This is a genomic window from Anaerococcus martiniensis (genome assembly GCF_043187485.1).
Taxonomy (GTDB): Bacteria; Bacillota; Clostridia; order Tissierellales; family Peptoniphilaceae; genus Anaerococcus; species Anaerococcus martiniensis.
Genome location: NZ_CP171106.1, coordinates 98,028 through 124,122, shown reverse-complemented (window position 1 = coordinate 124,122; position 26,095 = coordinate 98,028). Strand labels below are relative to the sequence as shown.

The window sequence follows — 26,095 nt, the reverse complement described above, 5'->3', positions numbered from 1 at the left end:
ATTATGACTGAAAAACATAACTTAAATGAAACAATTGCTTTTAAACCAGAAAGAGAAGATCAAAAAGATATTAGAGAAATCTTAACTACTGTTTATAATTCGCTTGATGAAAAGGGTTATAAACCATCTAGCCAAATCGTAGGATACTTACTATCAGGCGATCCAACATATATTACTGCTCACAATGGAGCTCGTAAACTAATACGTGCTGTTGATCGTGATGAAATATTAGAAGAATTATTAAACAATTATATCAATGACTAGGATAATGGGTCTTGATGTGGGGGATAAAACAATTGGGGTTGCTTTAAGCGACCCTATGTTTTTGATAGCTAATCCACTAGAAACAATCAAAAGAAAAAAAGCTAGTCTAGATATACAAAGACTTGTAGAAATAATAAATGAAAATGATGTAGAAACAATAGTAGTTGGCCTGCCAAAAAATATGAATAACTCTATTGGACCTCAATCTATGAAAGTTATGAGTTTTGTAGATTTATTGAAAAAACAAACTGATAAAGAAATCATATATCAAGATGAAAGGATGACAACCTTACAGTCAGAACGAGTTTTAATTGATATGGATGTCAGACGAGAAAATAGAAAAGAACATATCGATAAGATAGCTGCCAGCTTCATTCTACAAACATACTTAGACAGGAGAAAGAATGGATAGTATTGTTTTATATGATGAAGATAATAATGAAGTCGAATTTAATATAATAGATACTTTCGGAGTAGATGACAAAAATTTCTGTGCTTTACAACAAAATGATGATGAATTGATAATGATTATGGAAGTCATTAATAACGGAGATGAAGTATTCTTTAAATCAATTGAAAATCAAGAAGAACTAGATGAAATCATTAGTTTGTATGAAGAAATGAAAGAAGAAGATAATGGAAACTAACGAAATTCGCAAAATTTTTGATGATAATAATCAGAAATTTACGAGGCAAAGAGAAATAATTTTTAATGTACTTAAGGATAGCTCACCAAAGCATGTTACACCAGAAGAATTATTTTCAAAGGTGCATGCTGAAAATAAACAGGTAGGGATCGCTACGATTTATAGGACTTTAAATTTATTTGAAGAATTAGGAATTGTAAACAAACAAGAATTTACCGATCAAGCCTACACTTATGAGCTTATAGATCCTATCAATGATCACCATGATCATATGATTTGCACAAATTGTGGCAAAATTATAGAAGATGAATTTTTATCAAAAGAAAAGTTGGCGGATTCATTAAAAGAAAATTATGATTTTGAATTAAAAAATTATTCATTAAGAATTTATGGAATTTGCTCCGATTGCAGAAAATAATAAGGAGTAAAAATGTCAAATGAAAAAAAACTGAGAGTAATTCCTCTAGGGGGATTACAAGAAATAGGTAAGAACTGTACTCTTGTCGAATACGGCAACGATATGGTTATGATTGATTGTGGATTAACTTTTCCTAATGAAGAAATGTTAGGGGTTGATATAGTAATTCCAGATTTTACCTATGTAGAAGAAAATAAAAGAAAATTAGGTGGTATATTTGTAACCCACGGTCACGAAGACCACATTGGAGCTATACCATATTTTCTAAAAAATATCGATACAAATGTTTATTGTTCGAAACTAACCAAGGGTTTATTAGAAAATAAATTTAAAGAACACGGGTTAAATCCAAATAAAATTAAGATGGTTAATGTAAATAATAAAGTTAAAGTTGGAGAACTAAGCCTAGAATTTATTAGAGTAAGCCACTCAATTCCAGATTCATGTGCTATAGCAGTTAAATCTCCAGTTGGTACAATTTTATTTACAGGTGACTTTAAAATGGATTTTACACCTATAGATGGTGACCCTACAGATATTCAAAGAATTGCGGAACTTGGCAAAAAAGGACTTTTAGCCCTATATTGTGACTCTACAAATGTTGAAAGACCAGGATATTCTATTAGTGAAAAAGAAGTAGGAGACACATTTGTAAGAATCTTTGGACAAGTTACTGGACGTATCGTTGTTGCAACATTTGCATCAAACTTGCACAGGGTTCAACAAATTATATATGCAGCTGAAAAATATAATAGAAAAGTTGCGCTTTCTGGTAGGTCTATGATGAATAACGTAAAAATTGCAAGTGATCTAGGATACTTAAAAGTTAAAAATAATACGTTAATTGAGATGAAAAATATCAAAAATTATGCTGACGATGAAATAGTTGTATTATCGACAGGTACTCAAGGTGAACCTTTATCAGCATTAACTCGTATGGCAAATAGTGAACATAAACAAGTTCACTTAAACGAAACTGATACAGTAATACTTTCATCATCTGCTATACCTGGAAATGAAATAGCAATTAACAATGTTATAAATAAATTAACCAAACTTGGTGTAAATATTATTTATTCATCCTTAGCTAGAGTACATGCATCAGGCCACGCTTGCCAAGAAGAAATAAAATTAATGTATCAACTAACAACACCTAAGTTCTTAATTCCAGCCCATGGTGAAGCTCGTCAACTTCAAACACATGAAGACATTGCCGTTTCTATGGGAATGGATAAACAAAATATTCATATATTAGAAAATGGAGATGTTTTAGAATTTACTAAAAAATCTGCTAATTTAGCAGGTAAAATACAAGCAGGAAATGTTCTTGTAGATGGGTCTGGTATAGGTGATGTTGGGAATATAGTTTTAAAAGATAGAAAACACTTATCAGAAGATGGATTAATGGTAGTATCAATTACATTTGATAGAAATACACAAACTCTTCTAGCAGGTCCAGAAATAGTATCACGTGGATTTGTATATGTAAAAGAAAACCAAGATATTATTGAAAATGCAAAAGAAGTAGTTATTAGATCTTTTGAAAAATGTCAAAAAGAAGAAATTAGAGCAATTAGCCAAATTAAATATCAAATTAGAGAAGATTTAAAATCTTATCTTTACAATGAACTAGGCCGTGATCCAATGATCTTACCTGTAATTTCAGAAGTAGAAAATAATGAAATATATAAATTATCCTCATACTAGTCTGTATTTAGAAAAATTAATTGAGGATAGGGATTTTTTAGATTTACGCAATTACGCATTGGATAATAATGTCCCTATAATGAATGTTGAGACTAAAGAGTTTATAAAAACTATTCTAATAAATCAAAAACCAAAATCAATTTTAGAAATTGGTACAGCCATAGGCTATTCTGCCCTTGTATTTGAAAAGTATACCAATGCAGAAATAACCACCATTGAGCTTGATCCAAAAGCTGCTGAAATTGCTAAAAAAAATTTTAAAATAAATGATAAAAATATAAATTTAATAAACAAAGATGCACAAAAAGCCTTAGATGATTTACATCAAGGCTTTGATTTTGTCTTTATAGATGCAAATAAAGCACACTATATCGAATATTTTGAAAAAACATCTAAACTTATAAATGATGGTGGTATTATAATAGCCGATAACGTATTATTTAAAGGAATGGTTTTAAATGATGATTATGTTGATAAGCGCATGATTACCATTGTAAAAAGACTGAGAAATTACCTAGCCTATGTTATGGATAGAGATGATTTTCAATCTGCGGTAATTCCAATAGGTGATGGTTTAACTTTAAGTATTAAGGAGTGAAAATGACAGATAAAAAAGTAGAATTACTTGCCCCCGCTGGGGATATGGAAAGATTAGAAGCTGCTATTAAGTTTGGTGCAGATGCAGTTTTTATGGCAGGAGATAGCTTTGGTTTACGTGCAAATGCCAAAAACTTTGACCGTAATGCTATGAAAAAAGCTGTTGATTATGCTCATGACAATGGAGTTCGTGTTCATATTACAATGAATATTGTACCCCACGATGAGGATATGGTTGGTCTTGAAGATTATTTAAAATATTTAGATGAAATAGGCGTAGATGCCCTAATCATTTCAGATCCGGGAATATTTTCTATAGCAAAAGAACTAACCGACATTGAACTCCATGTTTCAACTCAAGCGTCAGTTACTAATTCTGCCACAGTTAATTTTTGGCATAAAATGGGGGCAAAGAGGGTTATTTTAGCACGAGAATTGTCACTAGAAGAAATAATTGAAATTAGAAACAATACTCCAAAAGATTTAGAAATAGAAGTTTTTGTACATGGAGCTATGTGTATTTCTTATTCAGGTAGATGTCTATTAAGTAACTATATGACAGGTCGTGACGCAAATAGGGGTGATTGTTCTCAAGCATGCAGATGGAAATATTCTATCCAAGAAGAAAATAGACCAGGAGAATATTATCCGATAGAAGAAGATGGGTCTGGAACTTATATAATGAACTCTAAGGATCTTTGCCTAATCGATGAATTGGATAAACTAATTGAAGCAGGGATAGATAGCTTTAAAATTGAAGGAAGAATGAAAACTGCATTTTATGTTGCAACTGTAATTAGGTCTTATAGACAGGTGATAGATGCTTATTACGAGGGCAATTATAATGATGAAACAGTAGAAAAATATTTTAATGAACTACAAAAAGCTAGTCACAGACATTACACAAAAGGATTCTTCCACAAAAAACCTGATGGAGAAGATCAAATATACGAAAATTCATCATACATTAGAAAATATGATTTTATAGGTACAGTATTAGAATACAATCCAGAAACAAAACAAGCAATTATTGAACAAAGAAATAGATTCTTCCCAGGTGAAGATATAGAAATATTTGGAAATTCAAAAGATTTCTTTGAATACACTATAGATAGTATAAGAAATGCCAAAGGCGAAGAGCTTGAAGTTGCTAATAAACCAAAAGAAAAAATTTATATGACCATAAACCTACCTTTAGAAGAAGGAGACATGCTAAGACGTGTAATTAACGAATAAAAAAGAGCCAAACGGCTCTTTTTTTATATATTATTATTCTGCATCTTCTGAAGGATTTTCTGGAAGTTCGTCTACTCTTGTTCTTCTACCTTCAGCTGTTGGGCCAGAAACATATCCAGCTTCATCAACATCTGTGTTTCTGTATTCTGTATCTGTATGATATTTTACATCAGGATCGCTGCTTATTTCTGTTTCATCAAGATTATTAGCAACATCTTCTAATCCTTCATCACCTTCATATTGGCTAGAATCTGATTCTTGACCTGTTTTAGGATCTTCTACTTTTTGTTCTTCTTCATCGTATCTTTTTTCTTCAGTCATATTAAAAACTCCTTTATACATTTTATAATATTATACCCAACATCATTATATAATACTTAACAATCTTTAGCAATTACTTTTACTATTTCAATTATTGTTTCTGATGATTTTTCTAAAAATTCAATAGGGAGAATTTCATATACTCCATGGAAGTTTAGACCGCCAGCAAAAATATTTGGACAAGGTAAGCCCATGAATGATAGTTTAGACCCATCTGTTCCACCACGTACTGGACTAATAATTGGTTCGATTCCTAAATTTTCCATAGCTGTTTTTGCATATCCAACTATTTCTGGTTTATCTTTTAAGATTTCACCCATATTGTAATAGCTGTCTTTGATTTCTACTTCAATAATATCACCGTATTTGTTGTTTAGATAATCTTTATTTAAAATAAATTGATTTTTCATTGATTCAAATTCATTCCTATCATGGTGGCGTATAATATATTCCATTTTGGTATTTTCAATATCTCCATTTATGCCAATTAAATGATAGAAACCCTCATAGCCTTCTGTATGTTCTGGACGCTTAACATCTCCCAGTAGTCTATCAAACTCAAAAGCAATTGATGTAGAATTAATCATAGTGTCTTTAGCAGAACCTGGGTGTACTGACTTTCCTTTTATTTTTACTTTGGCACCTGCACCGTTAAAAGTTTCGTATTCTAATTCTCCTAGATAGCCACCATCTATAGTATAAGCAAAATCAGCACCAAAAGTCTCTACGTCAAACGTATCAGCTCCAGTTCCTATCTCTTCATCAGGTGTGAAGGCTATTTTTATATCACCATGCTCAATTTCAGGATGATTTACAAAATACTCTGCCATATTCATAATTGCAGCAATACCTGACTTATCATCAGCTCCTAGGAGAGTTTCTCCACGTGTTGTTATTAATGTTAATCCTTCTAAGTCTTCTAGAACTGGGAAGTCTTCTACAGTTAATGAACGTTTATCATTTAGTTTTATATCTCCACCCTTGTATTCAATTATTTGTGGATTATCTATTTTACCTGGCATTTCTGGTGAAGTATCCATATGTGAGATAAAACCCACTTTTGGTAAGTTTTTGTCTGTATTTGCTTTGATTTCAGAAAAAACAAAAGCCTCATCATTAATAGTAGCTTCTAGACCTAATTCTTCTAATTCTTTCTTTAATTCATTAGCTAAATCCCATTGACCTGGTGAAGAAGGTTTTTGATTTTCTCCGTTTTCTGGGTCACTTTTTGTATCATAAGAAATGTATTTTAAAAATCTTTGAGTTATTTTTTCCATATATACCTCTTTTCTTAAATTAACTATACTTTCCTTTGTAATTTTGGCCAATAATTGGTATATTAATCTTTAGTGAAGGTGATAATATGACTGAAAAATTAAAAATTGTAACAGATAATAGAATACCAGGATATGCTACAGCTGAGTCAGCGGGCATAGATTTATATTGTTCAAATAAAGAAGATATAGAAATAAAACCAAAAGAAACTGTAAAGATTGATACAGGTCTCAAAGTACAAATACCCCAAGGATATTTTGGAGCTGTGTATCCACGTTCATCTACAGGTGTAAAAAGAAAGTTAATGCTTGCTAATACCGTAGGAGTTATTGACTCTGATTATAGGGGTGAGATTATGATTTATTTTTATAATTATGGGGATGAAGCCCAGGTTATTAAAAATGGTGATCGATTAGCACAACTTGTTATACAACCGTATCAACAATTCGATATTGAAGTTGTTGATCATCTGGATGAATCTGATAGGGGTGAAGGTGGATTTGGTTCCACTGGCAGATAATGGATAGAAGAAAAATTAATAAAAAGTTAAAGAAAAACAAGTATAGGATTATAATATCATCTATAGCAATTTTATCTATAATTCTTATAGGGGCTTATATACGTAATAGAAATATAGAAAATGCTATAGCTAAATATGATAATGAAATATTAATTGTAAAAGGTAGTGGAGACCAACTAGATTCCCTAACTTTAAAAGAAATAAGAGATTTAGGTGGCGAGAAAAAGACAGTAAACATTAATAATGGACTTGAAAAAGTAGAAATTGAAGGTGTTTCCATTGATAAGATTATAGGTGATTTAAATATCAATCTAAAAGATAGAGCTTTTATATCAATCGAAGACAATGACGGAAAACAAAAAAGAATTTCTATGTCTGCAGCCTTAGAGCCAGAAAGAGTTTACTTGGTATACAGGATAGATGGTAGTCCAGTTTTTGATTTGAATCCAATTAATGGAAAATTATTATTAATAGACTCCAGTGCAGATTCATCTGCCTCATGGATCAGAAATGTTAAGACTATAGATATAGAGTAGATGCTCACCTCAGGGGTGAGCATTTTTTATGGTATAATGTTTAATAGAAGAGGAAAAATATGAAAGATAATTTTACATACGAGAAACTAACACCAATGCTAAAACATTATGTAGATGTCAAAAATAACTTTAAAGATGCTCTGCTCCTGTATAGGGTAGGGGATTTTTATGAAACTTTTTTTGATGATGCGATAATAACTAGCAAGGCTTTGGGTCTAACATTAACTGGAAAAGAATGTGGTCATGAAAAAAAAGCTCCAATGTGTGGTGTTCCTCATCATGTGATAGATAATTATGTAAATAAACTTGTAAAAAAAGGGTATAAGGTTGCTTTGTGTGATCAAGTAGAAGATCCAAAACAAGCAAAGGGATTAGTAAAACGTGCAATAACTCGTGTAATTACGCCAGGAACTATTACTGATATGGAATCCCTTGAAAACCGTGAAAATAATTATCTGTTATCTATTTTTCAAAATAGTTTTGGACTTTCTTTATCATATTGTGATATATCAACAGGTGCTATATTTACAATGGAACTTAAGGGATCAGATGATTTTGTAGCAAAACAATCAATCGACCAAATTGAGAAAATAAATCCTTCAGAGATAATAATTAATGAGGATTATAAACTTGGAGAGCTTTCTAGATATTTAAATCAAAATACAAATATTTATATAAATTACATCGATAATAGGGGCCAATATGAGAAAAGCATTGAAACAATTATCAACCATTTAGGAGATGATAAGCTCAGTAAAATAAAAAATAAAAGATTATCAATTGTATCTTTGGCAAATCTTCTAGATTATATATATAAATTTTACGATGATAATTTAAAACATATCAATAATATTGAAGTTTTAGAAATTTCAAACTTTTTGGAACTGGAAGCAAATACCCGTACAAATTTAGAACTTCATAGAAATTTAAATAACAACACTAAGGATGATACAGTTTTAAGAATACTTGACCAAGCAGACACTGTTATGGGATCAAGAATAATTAATGAATGGCTAGAACGTCCATTAATTGATATTGAAAAGATTAATAGAAGATTAGATATAGTCGAGTTTTTCTATGAAAACCCAATTGAATCTCAAAATATCTCTAACTTTCTAGATGATATTTACGACCTTGAGAGACTTATCGGTAAAATTTCATACAAAAGAGCAAATGCTAGAGATATGATATCTCTTAAAAATTCTCTAAAAAATATACCTAATTTAAAATCATATTTAGAAAACATTGATGATGAAAATATAAAAAATCTAGGTATTAATCTCCCTAATGTAATTGATTTGTACGAAATTTTGGAAAAAGCAATAGTAGATGAACCGCCTATTTCAACTACTGAGGGTGGAATCATTAAAGCGGGATTTGATAAAAATCTAGATGAGTTAAAAAACGAGTCAACAAATGCCATAAAAAAACTAAGCCAATATGAAATTAGTGAACGTGAAAAAACCGGTATAAAAAATTATAAAATAGTATTCAATAAAAATAATGGATACTCTATAGAAATTACCAAAAGCAACATAGACAAGGTACCTGATTCGTATATTCGTAAACAAACCTTAAAAAATCAAGAAAGATATACAACAGAAAGCTTAGAAAAACTATCTAATCTTATACTTGGTGGCAAAGACAAGGTAAATGATTTAGAGTATCAAATATTTAATAATATTAGAGATACCATATTAAACAAAACCTTGATGCTGCAATCTCTTGCTAAAATGATAGCAAATATAGACGGTCTTAATACCCTAGCTAGAGTAGCTGTTTCTAATAATTATGTAAGACCTGAACTAACTAATGATAGCGAAATAATTATAAGAGATGGAAGACATCCTGTCATTGAAAAGAATTTAAAAGAAAATGAATTTATTGCAAATGATACTGAAATAGGTGATAAAAACAATATCATTCAAATCATTACTGGACCAAATATGGCTGGTAAATCAACTTATATGAGGCAAATGGCAATTATTATAATACTTGCTCAAATGGGGTCATTTGTACCAGCATCTTACGCAAAAATTGGAATTTGCGATAAAGTTTTCACTAGAATTGGAGCTAGCGATAACATTTCAAAAGGTGAATCTACATTTATGCTAGAGATGAATGAAGTTTCTAATATACTTAAAAATGCCACATCAAAATCATTTGTAATTTTAGATGAAGTAGGTAGGGGTACTTCTTCAGATGATGGTCTAAGTATTGCTATGGCCCTAGTAGAATATATCTCAAAGAAAAAGCAATTTAAAACAGTTTTTGCAACTCATTTTCATGAGCTTACGATTTTGGAAAATGAACTAGAGAATGTTGTCAATCTTAAGATCGAAATTTTAAATGAAAATGATAATTTAGTTTTTCTTAGAAAAATAAAAAGAGGTAAGTCAAATCGCAGCTATGGTATTGAAGTAGCAAAGCTTAGTGGTCTACCTGATGAAGTTATAACAAACTCTCAAAAATTTATAGAAAAACTAGATACTGATGATGTATTTAATTTTGATAAATCCTCTGATATAAAAGATACTTTACATCAGATAAATGATGATAAAATTAACAACATAAAGGAAATTTCAGCAAATATAAATATAAATGAGCTAACACCAATTGAAGCCATCAATAAATTAAACACTTTAGTTGAAAGGATAAATGAACTATAATGCCAATTATAAAACTTGACGATAGAACAATAGAACAAATTGCAGCAGGAGAAGTTATAGAATCTCCTGTTTCTGTCGTTAAGGAATTGGTAGAAAATTCAATTGATGCAGGTGCAAAAAATATTGTTGTAGAGATTAAAAAAGGAGGAAAATCATATATTAGAGTTACTGATGATGGTAGGGGAATAGCAAATGATCAGATGAGATTAGCATTTGAAAAGCATACCACATCTAAGATTAAAGATTTTTCAGACCTTTATGACATATATTCTTTAGGTTTTAGGGGTGAAGCTCTTGCAAGTATAGTAACAATTAGTCAGTTGCAGGCAATTTCTAAAACGGAAAATGATCCGGTTGGAAAAAAGTTAGAATTTTTAAATACCAACATAAAAGAATCGTCCATAGCTACAAATAACGGCACTAGCATAGAAGTTATGAATTTGTTTAGCAATGTACCAGTTAGAAAGAAATTCTTAAAATCTGATATAGCAGAGTCAAATGCCATATCAAAACTTATGTATTCTCTTGCGATAGGTTACAATAGTTTATCCCTAAAATATATAAAAGATGGTAGGGTAGAATTTAAAACTAATGCAAATGAGCCTTTGGATATTAGAATATCTAATTTATTAGATGAAAATTTAAAAGATAATTTAATCGAAATCAATAGTTCAGGCAGCATATATAAAATAGAAGGTTTTATATCTTCTTCAAATTATTATAGGGGAAGCAGAAACCTTCAATACTTATATGTTAATAATAGACTAATAGATAGCAGTCTAATTACAAAAATTATTGAAAAAGAATACAAATCATTGATCCCTCAAGGTAGATTTCCTGCGATTTTCTTATTTTTAAGCACAAACCCAAAAAACCTTGATGTTAATGTTCATCCAAACAAAAGGACTATTAAGTTTAATTATGAAGATGAACTAATTAAACAAATAGAAAATACAATTCATCAAGCTCTTAGAGAAAATATTAGCCCTAATTCTATAAATATAGCAGAAAAAAAAGACAATTCTATACCTGATTTGTCAAATTATCAGAATCTATTAGATTCTTACAGCGGATTTAATATCGTCAGAGAAGAAAAGGAATCCTATGAAGAAAAAAATGATTTTTTTGATACTGATAAAAAAATAGATATTGAAAGAAATGAAAATACTAAATTTATTAGTAAGGATAACATAGATACAAAAAAAATAAAAGAAAAATCATTTTTAGAAGAAAATACTTTCTTATATCTTACTAGTATATTTGATAAATATTCATTATTTAAGGCAAATAATAAATTATATCTTATCGATCACAGAAGAGCTGACCAAGCTATTAAATTTCAAAAATATTTAAAGGATATCAAAGAATCACAAATAGTTTCACAAATCCTCTTAGAACCATTAATTATCAATCTCAAAGTAGATGAGAGATTTCAATATGAAAGCAAGAAGGATTTCATAGCTTCATTGGGTTTTGATATTGAAGACTTTGGAGAAAATCAAATTATTGTAAGGGCTGTTCCACAACTTTTTGAATATGCAGAGAATGACAGCTTAATTATGGATTTAATTGATATGGATATAATAGAAAAAAATGAAGTTTTTTATAAAAAGTTATATAAGCTAATAAAAGAAACTTCATTTAGAAAAGGTCATACAATAAATAAACAAACGGCTGAGCAGCTTATTAATGACCTATTTATGCTAGATAATCCCTTTAAATCTTATGATGGTAAAACGGTCATCCTAGAACTAGACGAAGACACACTGGAGAAATATTTTGACAGATAATGTAATAATTATAACTGGACCAACTGCAAGCGGTAAAAGTGATATAGCTATAAAAATAGCCAAAGCTTTTGATGGAGAAGTAATTTCTGCAGATAGTCAACAGGTTTATAGATGCATGGATATAGGGACTAATAAAACTAAAGAATTTGATGGAATAAACCATCATATGCTTGATATTATAAATCCTGATCAAAATTTCAGTGTGGAAGATTTTTCAACCAGAGCTAAAGAATTAATTCGCAGTATAAATTCTAAAGGAAGGGTACCTATTATTGCAGGTGGTACAGGATTTTATGTTGATTCTATTTTGTTTGAAATGAATTATGGGCAGGTTTCTAAAAACCAAAGCCTACGAGATAATTTACAAGCAATATCAGATGAAAAGGGAAATGAGTATCTTTATAATAAATTAAAAAATATTGATCCAAAAACTGCTCAAAGATACCATCCAAACGAAATAAATAGGATAATCAGAGCCTTAGAAATATATGAAGCTACAGGCAAGGCACCCTCAGAAGTTCGCCTAGGAGAAAGAGAACTAAATAAAGATATTAATCCAATATTATTTTTTTTAAATTATAATGATAGAATTGGCATTTATGAAAAAATTAACAATCGTGTCATAAAAATGATTGATGAAGGTCTAATTGAAGAATTTATTAATATTGTGAAAGAATACAAATTAAATCAAGATTCTCAATCTATGGCTGCAATTGGATATAAGGAAATTTTTCCTTTTATTAAAGAGGAAATTGATATTGATGAACTTATAGATTCGATTCAAAAAAATACTAGGCACTATGCCAAAAGACAAACCACATGGATGAAACGTTATTTGGAGTATGAATTTACCCATGAAATTATTATGGATAATATAGATAAAAACGATGCTGCTGATATTATTATCAGCATTATAAAGGAAACATATGAATTTTAATGAAGTATATGAACACTACAATATAAATCCAGCATTTGATGAATTAATTAATGATGCTGAAAGAAGCTTAAGTGATAATTTCAACAAATTGGAAGAAATATCTGAATTTAACCAATTAAAAGTCTTAAAAGCTTTTAACAAACACAATTTAAATACCCAAGATTTTATATCAGCTACTGGTTATGGATATGCCGATACTGGACGTGAGAAAGTTGAAGAGATTTTTGCAGATATTTTTAAATCAGAAGATGCCTTAGTAAGACCTAGCATAGTTGCTGGAACTCATGCACTATCATTGGTATTATTTTCCCTATTAAATCATGGAGATAAAATGGTTGCTGTTACCGATGATCCCTACGACACAATGCAACAAGTTATAGGTATTACAGGTGATAAAAAAGGAAATTTATTATCTAAGGGAGTTTCATACGATAAGTTAACTTTAGATGAAAATAATTTAATAGATTATAAAAATATTTCAAAAGTTGTTGATAAAGACACAAAACTTGCTCTTATACAAAGATCAACTGGCTATACTCAAAGACGTGCATTTACCGTTGCAGAAATCGAAAAAGCTGTAAGAGAAATAAAAAAAGCAAATCCTAAGACAATAGTATTTGTAGATAATTGCTACGGAGAATTTACAGAAGATAAAGAACCTATTGAAGTTGGAGCTGATATTGTTGCAGGGTCCCTAATAAAAAATTTAGGTGGCGGAATTGCTATAACAGGTGGATATATATGTGGAAAGTCTGATCTAATAGAGTATTGCTCCAACACATTAACTGCACCTGGCATTGGAAAAGATGAAGGTTTAAGTTTTGGTACTACAAGAAATGTCTTGCAAGGACTATATTTTGCTCCACATATAGTAAAGGAAGCTATAAAAGTAGGTTTATTGTTTGGAAAAGTTTTTGAAGATTATGGTTACAATGTAATACCAAAACTTGATGATCCAAGAAGTGATATAGTTCAATCCATTATATTTAATGATCCTGAAAAAGTAATTACTTTCTGTAAATCAATCCAAGAAGCAGCGACTGTGGATTCAAATTTAGTTCCGGAACCATTTCCAATGCCTGGATATGAAGATCCGGTAATTATGGCTGCAGGTGGATTTGTCGAAGGATCGACTTCAGAACTATCGGCTGATGGACCACTTAGAGAACCGTATGTGGCATATTTGCAAGGTGGTTTAAATTATTACCATGGAAAGCACGCTCTAAAATGCGTTCTAAGCAATTTTAAAAAACTAGGATACATATAGGTACCCTAGTTTTTATATGTCTAAATTTGAAAGAGGGTTTTTATTTACTGCATTTTTTAAATCCTCGTCTTCAAGGTGAGTGTAGATTTGAGTAGTAGAAATACTAGTGTGACCTAGTATATCTTTTAAAGCTCTAATATCTACGTTACCATATTTATACATAAGGGTTGCTGCTGTATGGCGTAGCTTGTGAGTTGAGTAAACTGAAGTATCAAAACCTGCCTTTCGTAAGTATTTTTCTATTGTAGATTGCACAGCTCTATTAGAAATTCGTTGCTTACGAGTGGATATAAATAAGGCATCTATATATAATTCATTCAAATATTCTTTCCTAACCCTTAAATAGTGGTGAATTAACTTAAGTGCGTTTTCTGTAAGATAGATAGTGCGTTCTTTATTTCCTTTACCAACAATTTTAAAATGATCATTTTCTATATCTGAAACGTTGATGCTTACTAGCTCTGATAGACGCATTCCAGTTGTAAGAAAAGTAAAAACTATAGCCAGATCACGAGCTCTTAAAAAGTCGTTTTTCTCCGTGTTTATAACATTTAGCAAACGTTCCGTTTCATCTAAGGTAAGGTAAACTGGTTGTCTTTTACTTATTTTTGGGTTTTTAAGTTTAACTGTTACATTTTTATCAATTACTTCAATTTCTTGATATAGGTAATTATAAAATGAGCGAAGAGCAGAAATCTTTCTAGACCTAGTAGTAGGATTATCATCTTTTTCGTTATCTAAATATGAAAGATATGAGTAAAAATCAGTTATATTTAAAGATCCTAGAAAATCTGCATTAATTACTTTATTTGTATCTAAAGGGTTAAAATCATTTTTAAAAGATTGCTTATCGCCATAATATAATTTTCTAATGATTTGATATTCAAAAAATACTTCTAGGTCATAGGAATATTCTTTGATAGTGGTTGGAGAAAGACCACGAATTGATTTTAAATAATTTAAGTAATCGGTTAGTATAATAGGTTTTGTGTTTGTCATCTGAAAAAATCCTTAATGTTTTGTAAATTCTAACTTCGTGTATAATAATCTTACCTCTATTTAAATCATTTACAATTATTGCACAAAATTATTATTTTGTGCAATAATTTATAAGTGTGATTATCTCCTCTCATATAAGCCGATAATCAAACTAAAAAAATTTAATCTTAAGATGTACATTTTCGTATGCCGCTTTAAAATAAAAACTCATTATTCTATATTAACTATTATACAAATTAAAAAACTGCCAATTAAGGCAGTTTAGTTTAAAAGTTTCATTAGTATTTCTAATAAATTATCTTGCATATTCTATCGCATTTGATTCTCTTAAGACGTTTACTTTAATTTCACCAGGATATTCTAATTCTTCTTCGATACGTTTTGCAATCTCTCTAGCAATTACAATCATTTCGTCATCTGTTATCCTATCTGGTTTAACCATTATTCTAAGTTCTCTACCAGCTTGTAGGGCAAATGATTTTTCTATACCTTCATAAGAATTTGCTATCGCTTCTAAGTTTTCTAATCGTTTAATATAATTTTCTAAACTTTCACGACGAGCACCTGGTCTTGCTGCTGATATAGCATCAGCTGTTTGTACCAAAATCGATTCTACACAGTTTGGTTCAACTTCTCCATGGTGTGATTGGATGGCGTTTATAACATATTTATTTTCGCCATATCTAGTTGCGTATTCTATACCCAACTCTACGTGTGTACCTTCCATCTCTTGGTCAATAGCTTTGCCAATATCATGTAAAAGCCCACTACGACGAGCTGTTTGAGGATCTGCACCTATTTCTTCGGCAAGCATTCCTGCAAGTTGAGCAACTTCTACGGAGTGCTTCATAATATTTTGACCATAACTTGTTCTAAACTTCATTTTACCTACAAGTCTTACAAGTTGCGGATGAAGATTACGAACTCCAGCTGCCTCAACAGCTTGTTCACCATCTTCAATTATTCTTTGTTCCACTTCATCTTCAGCTTTTTGCAAAGTTTCTTCAATTCTAGACGGGTTTATACGTCCATCTTGAATAAGTCTTTCTAAGGCAACTTTTGCAATTTCCCTACGAACTGGTTCAAAAGATGAAATTACTACCGCTTCTGGTGTATCATCTATTATTAAGTCAACACCTGATAGTTGTTCAAAGGCTCTGATATTTCTTCCTTCTCGACCTATTATACGACCTTTCATTTCATCATTTGGTAAAGTTACTACTGAAACAGTATTTTCAGCTACTTGATCTGCAGCATACCTTTGAATTGTAGTAGCAAGAATTTCTGTAGCCATTTTTTTGCTTTCAGCTTTAATTTTTTCTTCAGCTTCTTTGATTAATTTTGCTGTTTCGTGGATTGTATCTTTTTTAACGTCATTAAGAATTATTTCTTTAGCTTCACTATTTGTTAGGCCTGCAATATTTTGCAATTTCAACTGTTGTTCTTCAATCAGTTTATCAATGCTGTCTTCTTTTTGTTTTAACCTCTTCTGATCACTAGAGATTTGATCAGCCTTTTTGTCAATCAATAAAGCTCTATTGTCAAGACTTTCTTCTTTTTTAAATAAGCGAGCCTCTTTTTTATCGAGTTCATCGCTTCTTTTGCTAAACTTCTTATCATTTTCTAATTTTAGTTTAGATATTTCATCTTTTGCTTCAACAAGAGTTTCACGACGAAGTGTTTCTGCTTGTCTATTAGCATCTTCGATGATTTGACGACTGAGTTCATCAGCAGCGCCAATCTTCTTTTCACTAGATTTCTTTTGATAAAGGAAGCCTAAAATAAAAGCTAACAATACGAAGGCGACAGTAATGATTATAACAATTGGATTATCCATTTATTATCACCTCCTATTAAATTCTTGGAAAATACATTCCTTTATAATTATACCATAAATTGATAATTATACGAACAATAAATAGAAAAAGTCTTTAGAATTATTCTAAAGACTCTGATTTTCTTTTATTTGCTTGTCATACATTTGTTTATAATAGCCTTTTGAATCCATTAACGTATCATGATTTCCCGATTCAACTATATTTCCATATGATAAAACAATTATTTTATCAACATCCTTGATAGTTGACAACCTGTGAGCTATTATAAAAGTTGTTCTATTTTCTTTTAATTTGTTGATTCCTTCTTGAATAATAGTTTCAGTTTCTGTATCTATATTACTTGTTGCTTCATCTAATATTAATATTTTAGGATTTCTAATATAAGCGCGAGCAAAGCTAATAAGTTGTTTTTCGCCTTGTGATAGATTGGATCCATTTTCTAAGACTTCGCTATGAATACCCTTATCAATTAGCCTTTGTCCTCCAACCGCTCTTAAGGATTCTTTTATTTTTTCATCACTAAAATCTAAACCTAGACTAATATTTTGTGCAATATCTGCCTTAAATAGAAAAGCATCTTGCAAAACTACAGCCATATCTTTTCTTAGTTCTTCTCTATTCACTTTAGAAATGTCTTTACCACCGATTGTTATTTTACCACTGTCTGCCTTATAAAAGCTAAGCAATAAGTTTATAAGAGTAGATTTTCCAGATCCCGTTTGTCCTACAAAGGCAATCGATTCACCTTTATCAACTTGAAAGCTTATTCCTTTTATAACTTCTTCTCCTTCTGTGTAAGAAAATCTAACGTTATCAAAAATTATTTCTTTATCAATATTATCAATATTTTCTGTTAATTCTTCCTGAGATTCTAATTTTAATAATTCAAAAATATGATTTGCAGAAGCCATAGATTCTTGTACTTCACCAAATCTCATAATAGAAAATCTTATCTCATCAAAAAGTCTGGTCGTATAATCAAATATAACATAAAGACTTCCAATGCTAACCTCATACCAATCAGTAAGTTGTCCTAACCCAAAATAAATTAAAACTATTAAAGATGCAATATAAGAAACTATATCCATCGCTCTAAATCCTGAGTAGGATCTAACTTTTGCTAGCTTTTGTGCTTCTGAAAATATATGATTATTAGTTTTATTAAATTTATCCTTAATATAATCTTCTTTGTTATAGACTTGTATAATTTCCATGTTCTGGATATACTCATTAATTTGAGCGTTTATTTCAGAAGTGCTTTTTCTGATTTCACTAGTATATCTTCTTGTGTAAGAAGTATATGATTTGGTAATAGTATATACCAGAGGAGCTAAAATTAGTAGCATTAATCCTGCTATAGGATTAGTAACAAATATTACAATAATTAATCCTAATATTAGTATAGTAGCTGTTATAATATCAGAAAAAATTAGTCTGAACATATTTTTTACTTTATTAGTATCATTCGTTATCCTAGATGATATTTTACCTGCAGGTAGATTATCAAAATAGGATATGGGAAATGAGTTAACCTTTTTATAAACATCATTTTGGATATCAAAAGCTACATTATTTGCAGCAACTTCAAAGGAAACATAAGTTTTATTTAAAAAGTATCCTGCAAGGGCATTTATTATAAAGTAAAGAAATAGTAAAGCCATAACTAGAAGTAAAGAATCCCTAGACATACCTTCTTCGATAACATTATTAATTAAATATCCTATTAACAAGGGAGATATTATTTCAAGAATTGTTCTAGAAAAAGAAAATAAAAATCCTTTAATAAAAGCAGGTTTTTGTTTATTTGCGTATGATTTCAATAAATTTACTGCAAAATTATCTTTTTTAATCATTCAAACTACCCCCACTTATCTGGTTTTCGTATTGTTTTTTATACCATGTATCTCTACTCATAAGTGATTCATGATTGCCTTGATCTACAATCTTTCCATCTTCTAATACGATTATTTGATCGCAGTTTTGTACCTGACTTATCCTATGAGCTATAATTATTGTTGTTTTGTCTTTTCTAATTTTTGTTAGATTTTTAATTATATTTTGTTCAGTATTTGCATCTACCGCACTCATTGCATCATCTAATATTAAAATTTGAGGATTAGAAATTACCGCTCTGGCGATAGCCAATCTCTGTTTTTGGCCACCAGAAAGAGACACTCCTTTTTCACCAGTTAAAGTTTCTAAACCTTCCGAAAATTCATTAACATCCTTACTAAAATCAGCAATTTCAATCGCTTTTTTTACTTGCTCATCACTTGCATTTGGATTGGAAAATTTAATATTATTTAAAATTGTATCAGAAAATATCATATGTCTTTGAGGTACGTATCCAATTTTATCTTTAAATGATTTAGCAGAAATATTATTGTAAGAATCACTGCCGATTATAATAGAATTCTTATCAACATTATATATATCTAATAGTTGTCTAATCAGTGTAGTTTTACCGCTCCCCGTCTTTCCAATTATTCCAATTGAAGAACCATTATCAATTTTAAGATTGATATTGTTTAGCGTATAATCACTACTTGAAGGATATTTGTATGAATGTTTATTAAATTTAATATCTAAAGAGTCCGAAACTTCTTTTTTATTTTCAGAATTTTCAATTTCTTCCTTATAATTTAATATTTCTAATATTCTATCCATAGCAGCGCTGGCTTGTTGGTGGAGATTTAAAAACTCTCCAACCGCAAACATTGGCCAAATCAACATATTCAGATAATAAGTGAAAGAAACCAATTGTCCTACACTTAGACTTCCTTTAGAAATTAAATAAGAACCATAAGCAACTGCTATTACAAACGATAAAGAAGTTAGTACTTTCTCAAAAGGTTCAATTAGAGCTCTAATTCTCTCTAGGTCTACATTGTTATTTGCTAACTCACGAGCTTTTTTATTAAATAATTGTTCGCGTAAATTACCTATGTTATAAACTCTTATAATTCTAATGCCTTGCACATCTTCTAAAACTTCATCAGTCAAATCATCGAATGATTTATTTACAGCCTTACTTCTAGCATATATTCTCTTCATGATGCGAGTAAGACCAAATCCTAATGCAAAAAATGGAATTATAGAGAATATAGTCATTTTAAAGTCTATAGTTATAATCATCATAGCAATTATAAATAGTGGAAATAGTGCTGCATCAAAAAAAGCCAATAGTCCAAATCCCGCAAATTGTGCTACTTGACTCACATCTTGAGTAGACTTACTCATTAATGAGCCGGTAGGATTATTTTCAAAAAATCTTTGTGATTGTTTTAAAAATTTGCTCATCAATTTATCTCTAGATGTGTATTCCATTAAAGCTGAAGCTTTAAATATATTATATGACCAGGCAATAGCAGTAACGTATTTTAATATAATTAGGACTATAGATATAGCAACCATCTGTATAAACTTATCCATAGTTAGGTTTCCAGTATATACTAAATCAATTAGAATTCCCGTAACATATGGTAAAAATAATGATATAATATCGCTAAGTATTAATGAAATTGAACCTATAACATAATTCTTTTTAGCGTATTTAAAAAACCAAGAAAAATTCTTGAACATATTGATTCCTTTTAAAAATTTTTAATAAAAAATAGCCAGTAATCTACTGACTATTTATACTCTATTTTAATTTAATCCCTAAAGGAGTAAACTAAATTATGCATTCATTTGTGATGCTACTTCTGATGCGAAATCTTCTTCTTTTTTCTCAATTCCTTCACCAACTTCAAATCTAGCAAATCTTCTGATTTTAATGTTTTCTCCAACTTTGCTAGCTGTTTCTCTTAATAATTCTTCTACTGTTTGGTCAGGGTTTTTGATGTAAGCTTGGTCTAATAGGCAAACTTCAGAAAGATATTTTTTAAGTCTACCTTCAACTTTTTTCTCAGCTATCATTTTTTTCTTATCTTCTGGCATGTCTGCTGAAGCTTCATTGATTGCTTGATTTACTAAGATTTCTCTTTGTTCAGCAATATCATCTTCGTTTGCATCTTCTTCAGAAATATATAAAGGATTTGCTGCAGCTATGTGCATAGCAAGGTCTCTAGCAAAGTCTTTTACTGAATCAGTATTTGCAGAAAAGTCTGTTTCTGTATTGATTTCTACAATAACACCAATTTTGTTGTTGTGAATGTATGAACCAATAACACCTTCAGCTGCAACACGGCCTGCTTTTTTATCTAATGTAGCTTGTCCTTTTTCTTTTAAAAGTTTTACAGCTGCATCGATGTTGCCATTAGATTCTTCTAAGGCTTTTTTGCAGTCCATCATTCCAGCGCCTGTCATTTCTCTTAATTCTTTTACTAAACTTGCACTTACTGCCATCTTATTTCTCCTTAATTTTCTTCTGTTTCTTCGTGAGCAGCTGTTTCGATTTCTTCTGCTGCTTTTTCTAATTCATCATTTGTTAGAGGAGTTTCTTCTGTTTCCTCAACTTCTTCTTGATTTTCTACTGAAGTTTCTTCTTCATCATCTTCTTGTGCGATGAAATCTTCTTCAGATGGATTAAATTCGCTTCCTTGATTTGCTTCAACAACTGCATCAGCCATTACTGATGTTATAAGCTTAACAGCACGAATAGCATCGTCATTTCCTGGGATAGCTAAGTCAACTTCATCTGGGTCACAGTTTGTATCAACGATTGCTACAACTGGAATTCCTAATATATGAGCTTCGTGAATTGCAATTGACTCTTCACCTGGGTCTACAACGAATAGTACATCAGGAAGTTTTTCCATATCTTTAATACCGCCAAGGTTTTTTTCTAATTTGTCCATTTCCTTTTGGTATTGTAGTACTTCTTTTTTTGGTAGAAGATCAAATGTACCGTCTTCTTCCATTTGTTCATATCTTTTTAATTTTTCGATACTTTTTCTAATTGTATCAAAGTTTGTTAGCATACCACCTAACCATCTATTAGATACGTAGTATTGGCCAGATCTTTTTGCTTCTTGTTCGATAGCATCTTGAGCTTGTTTTTTAGTTCCTACAAATAAAACATCTCCGCCATCTGCAACAATGTCTCTAATCATCACATAAGCATCTTCGATTTGAGTTGCTGTTTTTTGTAAATCGATGATATAGATACCATTTCTTTCTGTGAAGATGTATTTAGCCATTTTAGGGTTCCATCTTCTTGTTTGGTGCCCAAAGTGTACACCAGCTTCTAGTAATTTTTTCATTGAAACTACTGTCATATATATTCCTCCGTTTTCTTCTTCCACCCTCTTCTTTTGGACATTTAACCACAATTGGCAACGAAATATCCATCCGAGTGTGTGTATATTTTTGTAGTACTGTAATATTTTACTATAGATTTATCAAAATATCAATACTAAAACATGGCTTCTACAAAAGATTCTGAGTCGAATTTTTCTAAATTATCAATTCCTTCTCCAAGTCCAATATATTTTACTGGAACATTAAGTTCTACTTGTAATGGGAATATTATTCCTCCCTTGGCTGTTCCATCAAGTTTTGTAAGTATTAGACCAGAAATATCAGTAACATTCTTAAATTCTCTTAACTGATTAACTGCATTTTGTCCTGTTGTTGCATCTAATACTAGGATATTTTCACGAGTTGCACTGCCAGCATGGCTATCTATAGTTTTATTTATTTTTTCAAGCTCTTTCATTAAGTTTTTCTTATTGTGTAGACGTCCAGCAGTATCGCATATTAAAACATCTATGTTTTTACTCTTTGCTGACTTTATAGCATCAAAAATTACCGCAGATGGATCAGCCCCCTCACTATGGGAAATCATTTCAACATTTGATTTATCCGCCCACTCTCCAAGTTGTTCAATAGCTGCTGCCCTAAAAGTATCCGCTGCTGCCAACATAACAGATTTTCCATCATTTTGTAAACTATGGGTAAGTTTACCTATTGTTGTAGTTTTGCCAACCCCATTAACTCCTATTACTAATATAATAGCCAATTCATTTGCCACTATATTAAGATTATTATTCAAATTATTCTCATCCAATTTATTAACCATAATATCTTTTAGAACTGGATATATTTGATCAGAATCTTTTATGCTTTGTCTTTTGATTTCATCACGCAAACTATCAACGATATCTAAGGTAGAATCCATACCTATATCTGCAGAAATCAAAATCTCTTCAAGTTCTTCATACAAATCATCATCAATTTTTACATTTGCTGTAAATAAATTTTTAATTTGTGAAGAAAATTGGTCTCTAGTTTTAATAAGACCTTCTTTTATCCTATCAAAGAAGCCAAGCTTTTCTTCTTCAGGGTTTTCAGTATATTCATTGTCAACATAAACATCTGCGTTATCATTTTGATCATATGATAAATCTTTAGAATAATCATCCTTTTCATAAGAATATTCTAAATTTTCATCATATTCTGAATCAAGATTATCAAAGTAAACAGGTTGATTAGATATTGGCCTATCAGCAAAGTTGACGTCTTCCGAGTTATCTTCTTCACTATAATTATTATCTTCAGAAAAATTATTAGATGATCGTTCAAATACTAATTTCTCATCTTTATAATCATCTTTCGAAATTTCATCATTAGTTATTTCATAGCTATCATCTTCATATAAGTTATTACTATTATCATTAGATTCTTCAATATTCTCATCTAATAAATCGTCTTTAACTTCATCATCTTTTTTCTTTCTTCTAAAAAAATCAAACATCATTTCTCCTTAGTTTATATTAGTAGGATTTAGGGCTGGGATAAAACTTGTTTGTTTGTACTTATTTATAAATTCATTACGCAATTTATTTATAGTATCTCTTACAAAATCTAAATCATCATCCTCCGCTTTTATAATAATATTATACCTATGTTTGTTGTTTATTCTTGATATTTTACAAGGATTAGGCCCTATAATTTCGACTTTATCTAAATTATTTAAATTATTTCTTAGTGCAGTTGTAAACTCTCTTGAAATATCAATTGTTTTTATCCTGTCTGTATCAATTATTTTTATACTAATAATATTTTTGTATGGCGGATATGAAAATGCACTTCTTTCTATCAATTCATTTTTATAATAGTTAGGATAATCATTGTTTTTGACTGCTTGGATAACAAAATTATCTGGTCTATATGTTTGTATAATTACTTTTCCCTTTTTCTTATCCCTACCACTTCTACCAGCTACTTGACTTAAAAGTTCAAATGTATTTTCTTGGGCCCTAAAATCTCCTACATTTAGACTTAAATCAGCAGAAATAATTCCAACAAGTGTGACATTTTTAAAATCTAAACCCTTTGCAATCATTTGGGTACCCAACAAAATATCAATATCGTTATTTTTCATTCCTAAATACATTTTATGATAGCTAGATTTATTTGTTGCCTTCATACTATCCATGCGCATTATATTTGCATCAGGAAATAAATATCTTACTTCTTCCTCAAGTTTTTCTGTTCCAGCTCCAAATTCTTTTATTTTTTTCGAATGGCAATTAGGGCATACCTTTGGTTGATTTTGAGTCCTCCCACAATAATGGCAAATCAATTTGTCAATGTTTTTATGGTAGGTCATTGCTACATCACATGCCTCGCATTTTATAACATAACCGCAAGTCCTACAAAAAGTATAAGAATTGTGACCAATCTTGTTTAAGAATAATATAGTTTGTTCCTTTTTTCCTAGATTATTTCTTATTTCTTCTTGCAATCTATAACTGATTATTGAATAGTTGGAGTTTTTTAATTCTTCTTTCAGGTCAACAATTTCAATATCCGGTAAATTATTATTTATTCTTTTTGTTAAGTGAATTAGCTCATATTCACCATTTTGAGTTTTACTCATGGTGTTTATCGATGGAGTAGCTGATGCTAAAATTAAATTACAATTATTATAATTAGCCCTAAATTTTGCAATTTCATTTGTATGATATTTAGGATCTTGAGATGAAATATAGGAATTATCATGTTCTTCATCTATAATAATTATTCCTAAATTTTTAAACGGAGCAAATATAGCAGAACGAGCTCCGATTGCAATTTTAACTTCACCATTATTAATCATTCTCCATTGGTCAAATCTTTCGCTAGGTGTAAGCCTTGAATGAATTATCGCAATTTTTTCATCAAATCTTCCTTTAAATCTCTCAATGGTTTGAGGAGTTAATGAAATTTCAGGTACAAGTATAATTGCTTCTTTACCTTGATTTATAACCTCTTCTACCATTTGTAAAAAAATTTCAGTCTTTCCTGATCCTGTAACACCAAATAGTAAAAAATGACCAGCAGGATTTGATTTTATTTTTTCAAAAGCTGATAGCTGCTCATCATTCAGGCTTAGCTTATTATATTTATTATAATTGTTGGTAATTTCTTTTTTGGATTCGCGTTTTATAACTCCTACTATTCCTTTTTTTACCAAAGCATTTAAGCTTGATTTCGCTGCTTGTGTTTCCTTTAAAACTTGAAGTAGCTTAGTTTCACCATGGTTTTTCAGATAATCAATTATAGCCATCTGCTTACTTGCATTAGCATTTAAGGAAATATTTTTGCCAGTTAAATACACAAATTCATCATATCGAATACTTTGAGTATTTTTTATATCGTATGATATTCCAATTTTGCCTTCATCAACTAGATTAAATATTTCTTCATTAATTTCACCAAATCTATTAGTTATCTCCTCCATGGTCTTACTATTGCTTAAGAAATTCAAAATTTCTGAATCTTCTTTAGATTTAGAATAGAAAAAGGTTTTTATATTTTTAATATTAGTAGGCGGCATAACTTGTTTTAAAGATGCTTGGATTGGAGACATATAAGTTTTGCTCATAAAAAAAGCTAAATCCATAAGTTCATCTGAAATTAGCCTCTTATTATCAATGATTTCCAAAATATCTTTTATTTCATAATCTACATCAATTTTATCAATCATCTCATAAACAAAAGCAACGCTAGTCTTATTTCCCCTACCAAAAGGAACTATAACTCTCATTGCTATGTCTATTTTGTTATTAAATTTTTCTGGTATGTGATAGGTAAAGCTACGATTTAAAAATCTACTTTTGCTATCAATTATTACTTTTGCGTAAATA

At 30.2% G+C, this 26,095-nt stretch carries 23 protein-coding genes; 13 read left to right on the top strand and 10 right to left on the bottom strand.

Features of this window, described 5'->3' with window-relative positions; all coding sequences use genetic code 11:
- Positions 1-3 precede the first annotated feature (3 nt).
- Genes ACF3NF_RS00600 through ACF3NF_RS00570 form a run of 7 tightly spaced genes read left to right on the top strand, consistent with a single transcriptional unit; the run spans position 4 to position 4,869 of the window.
- Positions 4-264: an IreB family regulatory phosphoprotein gene (locus ACF3NF_RS00600; RefSeq protein WP_394023303.1), complete on the top strand. Its 261-nt coding sequence runs from the start codon at positions 4-6 to the stop codon at positions 262-264.
- Entirely contained in the window at positions 257-676 is a 420-nt protein-coding gene (ruvX, locus tag ACF3NF_RS00595) for a Holliday junction resolvase RuvX (RefSeq protein ID WP_262122265.1), read from the top strand. Before ACF3NF_RS00600 ends, ruvX begins: the two co-directional genes overlap by 8 nt.
- Positions 669-911 (top strand): DUF1292 domain-containing protein, encoded by a 243-nt coding sequence (locus ACF3NF_RS00590; RefSeq protein ID WP_262122266.1) that lies wholly within the window; start codon positions 669-671, stop codon positions 909-911. The genes ruvX and ACF3NF_RS00590 overlap by 8 nt, the downstream gene beginning before the upstream one ends.
- Positions 901-1,329, top strand: coding sequence for a Fur family transcriptional regulator (locus ACF3NF_RS00585; protein WP_262122267.1), 429 nt, complete (start codon positions 901-903; stop codon positions 1,327-1,329). The genes ACF3NF_RS00590 and ACF3NF_RS00585 overlap by 11 nt, the downstream gene beginning before the upstream one ends.
- Positions 1,330-1,341: 12 nt before the next feature.
- Positions 1,342-3,036 (top strand): ribonuclease J, encoded by a 1,695-nt coding sequence (locus ACF3NF_RS00580; protein ID WP_394023300.1) that lies wholly within the window; start codon positions 1,342-1,344, stop codon positions 3,034-3,036.
- Entirely contained in the window at positions 3,008-3,634 is a 627-nt protein-coding gene (locus ACF3NF_RS00575) for an O-methyltransferase (protein ID WP_394023298.1), read from the top strand. The genes ACF3NF_RS00580 and ACF3NF_RS00575 overlap by 29 nt, the downstream gene beginning before the upstream one ends.
- Positions 3,635-3,636: 2 nt before the next feature.
- Positions 3,637-4,869, top strand: a complete 1,233-nt coding sequence (locus ACF3NF_RS00570) for a peptidase U32 family protein (RefSeq protein ID WP_394023296.1) — start codon at positions 3,637-3,639, stop codon at positions 4,867-4,869.
- 33 nt (positions 4,870-4,902) lie between these two features.
- Here the strand turns inward: ACF3NF_RS00570 and ACF3NF_RS00565 are convergent, their stop codons facing one another.
- Together ACF3NF_RS00565 and pepT are read right to left on the bottom strand one after the other, a co-directional pair.
- Entirely contained in the window at positions 4,903-5,190 is a 288-nt protein-coding gene (locus ACF3NF_RS00565; RefSeq protein WP_394023294.1) for a hypothetical protein, read from the bottom strand.
- A gap of 56 nt (positions 5,191-5,246) precedes the next feature.
- Complete coding sequence (gene pepT, locus ACF3NF_RS00560; RefSeq protein ID WP_394023292.1) at positions 5,247-6,467, bottom strand: peptidase T; 1,221 nt, start codon at positions 6,465-6,467, stop codon at positions 5,247-5,249.
- 86 nt (positions 6,468-6,553) lie between these two features.
- Here pepT and dut point away from each other — a divergent pair, with 86 nt between their 5' ends.
- Genes dut through ACF3NF_RS00530 form a run of 6 tightly spaced genes read left to right on the top strand, consistent with a single transcriptional unit; the run spans position 6,554 to position 14,184 of the window.
- The gene (gene dut / locus ACF3NF_RS00555) at positions 6,554-6,985 is read left to right on the top strand and encodes a dUTP diphosphatase (RefSeq protein WP_394023290.1); all 432 of its coding nucleotides are present in this window, start codon (positions 6,554-6,556) and stop codon (positions 6,983-6,985) included.
- A complete protein-coding gene (locus ACF3NF_RS00550) occupies positions 6,985-7,521 on the top strand; it encodes a hypothetical protein (protein WP_394023288.1) in 537 nt (178 codons plus the stop codon). The genes dut and ACF3NF_RS00550 overlap by 1 nt, the downstream gene beginning before the upstream one ends.
- 59 nt (positions 7,522-7,580) lie before the next feature.
- Positions 7,581-10,190, top strand: coding sequence for a DNA mismatch repair protein MutS (gene mutS, locus ACF3NF_RS00545; protein WP_394023286.1), 2,610 nt, complete (start codon positions 7,581-7,583; stop codon positions 10,188-10,190).
- Entirely contained in the window at positions 10,190-11,980 is a 1,791-nt protein-coding gene (mutL, locus tag ACF3NF_RS00540) for a DNA mismatch repair endonuclease MutL (protein WP_394023284.1), read from the top strand. The genes mutS and mutL overlap by 1 nt, the downstream gene beginning before the upstream one ends.
- The gene (gene miaA, locus ACF3NF_RS00535) at positions 11,970-12,917 is read left to right on the top strand and encodes a tRNA (adenosine(37)-N6)-dimethylallyltransferase MiaA (protein ID WP_394023283.1); all 948 of its coding nucleotides are present in this window, start codon (positions 11,970-11,972) and stop codon (positions 12,915-12,917) included. The genes mutL and miaA overlap by 11 nt, the downstream gene beginning before the upstream one ends.
- Positions 12,907-14,184, top strand: coding sequence for a methionine gamma-lyase family protein (locus ACF3NF_RS00530; RefSeq protein ID WP_394023281.1), 1,278 nt, complete (start codon positions 12,907-12,909; stop codon positions 14,182-14,184). The genes miaA and ACF3NF_RS00530 overlap by 11 nt, the downstream gene beginning before the upstream one ends.
- A gap of 12 nt (positions 14,185-14,196) precedes the next feature.
- Here the strand turns inward: ACF3NF_RS00530 and ACF3NF_RS00525 are convergent, their stop codons facing one another.
- From ACF3NF_RS00525 to priA, 8 genes are all read right to left on the bottom strand, one after another.
- Positions 14,197-15,183: a tyrosine recombinase XerC gene (locus tag ACF3NF_RS00525; protein ID WP_394023279.1), complete on the bottom strand. Its 987-nt coding sequence runs from the start codon at positions 15,181-15,183 to the stop codon at positions 14,197-14,199.
- Positions 15,184-15,478: 295 nt separating this feature from the next.
- Positions 15,479-17,020 carry a ribonuclease Y gene (gene rny, locus ACF3NF_RS00520; RefSeq protein ID WP_262122280.1) on the bottom strand — a complete coding sequence of 514 codons (1,542 nt, stop codon included), beginning with the start codon at positions 17,018-17,020 and terminating at the stop codon, positions 15,479-15,481.
- A gap of 105 nt (positions 17,021-17,125) precedes the next feature.
- Complete coding sequence (locus tag ACF3NF_RS00515) at positions 17,126-18,874, bottom strand: ABC transporter ATP-binding protein (protein WP_394023276.1); 1,749 nt, start codon at positions 18,872-18,874, stop codon at positions 17,126-17,128.
- A complete protein-coding gene (locus ACF3NF_RS00510) occupies positions 18,867-20,603 on the bottom strand; it encodes an ABC transporter ATP-binding protein (RefSeq protein ID WP_394023274.1) in 1,737 nt (578 codons plus the stop codon). Before ACF3NF_RS00510 ends, ACF3NF_RS00515 begins: the two co-directional genes overlap by 8 nt.
- A gap of 96 nt (positions 20,604-20,699) precedes the next feature.
- Positions 20,700-21,368, bottom strand: a complete 669-nt coding sequence (tsf, locus tag ACF3NF_RS00505) for a translation elongation factor Ts (RefSeq protein ID WP_394023272.1) — start codon at positions 21,366-21,368, stop codon at positions 20,700-20,702.
- Between the two features lie 11 nt (positions 21,369-21,379).
- The gene (rpsB, locus tag ACF3NF_RS00500; protein WP_394023270.1) at positions 21,380-22,240 is read right to left on the bottom strand and encodes a 30S ribosomal protein S2; all 861 of its coding nucleotides are present in this window, start codon (positions 22,238-22,240) and stop codon (positions 21,380-21,382) included.
- Between the two features lie 137 nt (positions 22,241-22,377).
- Positions 22,378-23,718 (bottom strand): signal recognition particle-docking protein FtsY, encoded by a 1,341-nt coding sequence (ftsY, locus tag ACF3NF_RS00495; protein ID WP_394023268.1) that lies wholly within the window; start codon positions 23,716-23,718, stop codon positions 22,378-22,380.
- A gap of 9 nt (positions 23,719-23,727) precedes the next feature.
- Positions 23,728-26,094 (bottom strand): primosomal protein N', encoded by a 2,367-nt coding sequence (gene priA / locus ACF3NF_RS00490; protein ID WP_458103074.1) that lies wholly within the window; start codon positions 26,092-26,094, stop codon positions 23,728-23,730.
- Position 26,095: the final 1 nt, after the last annotated feature.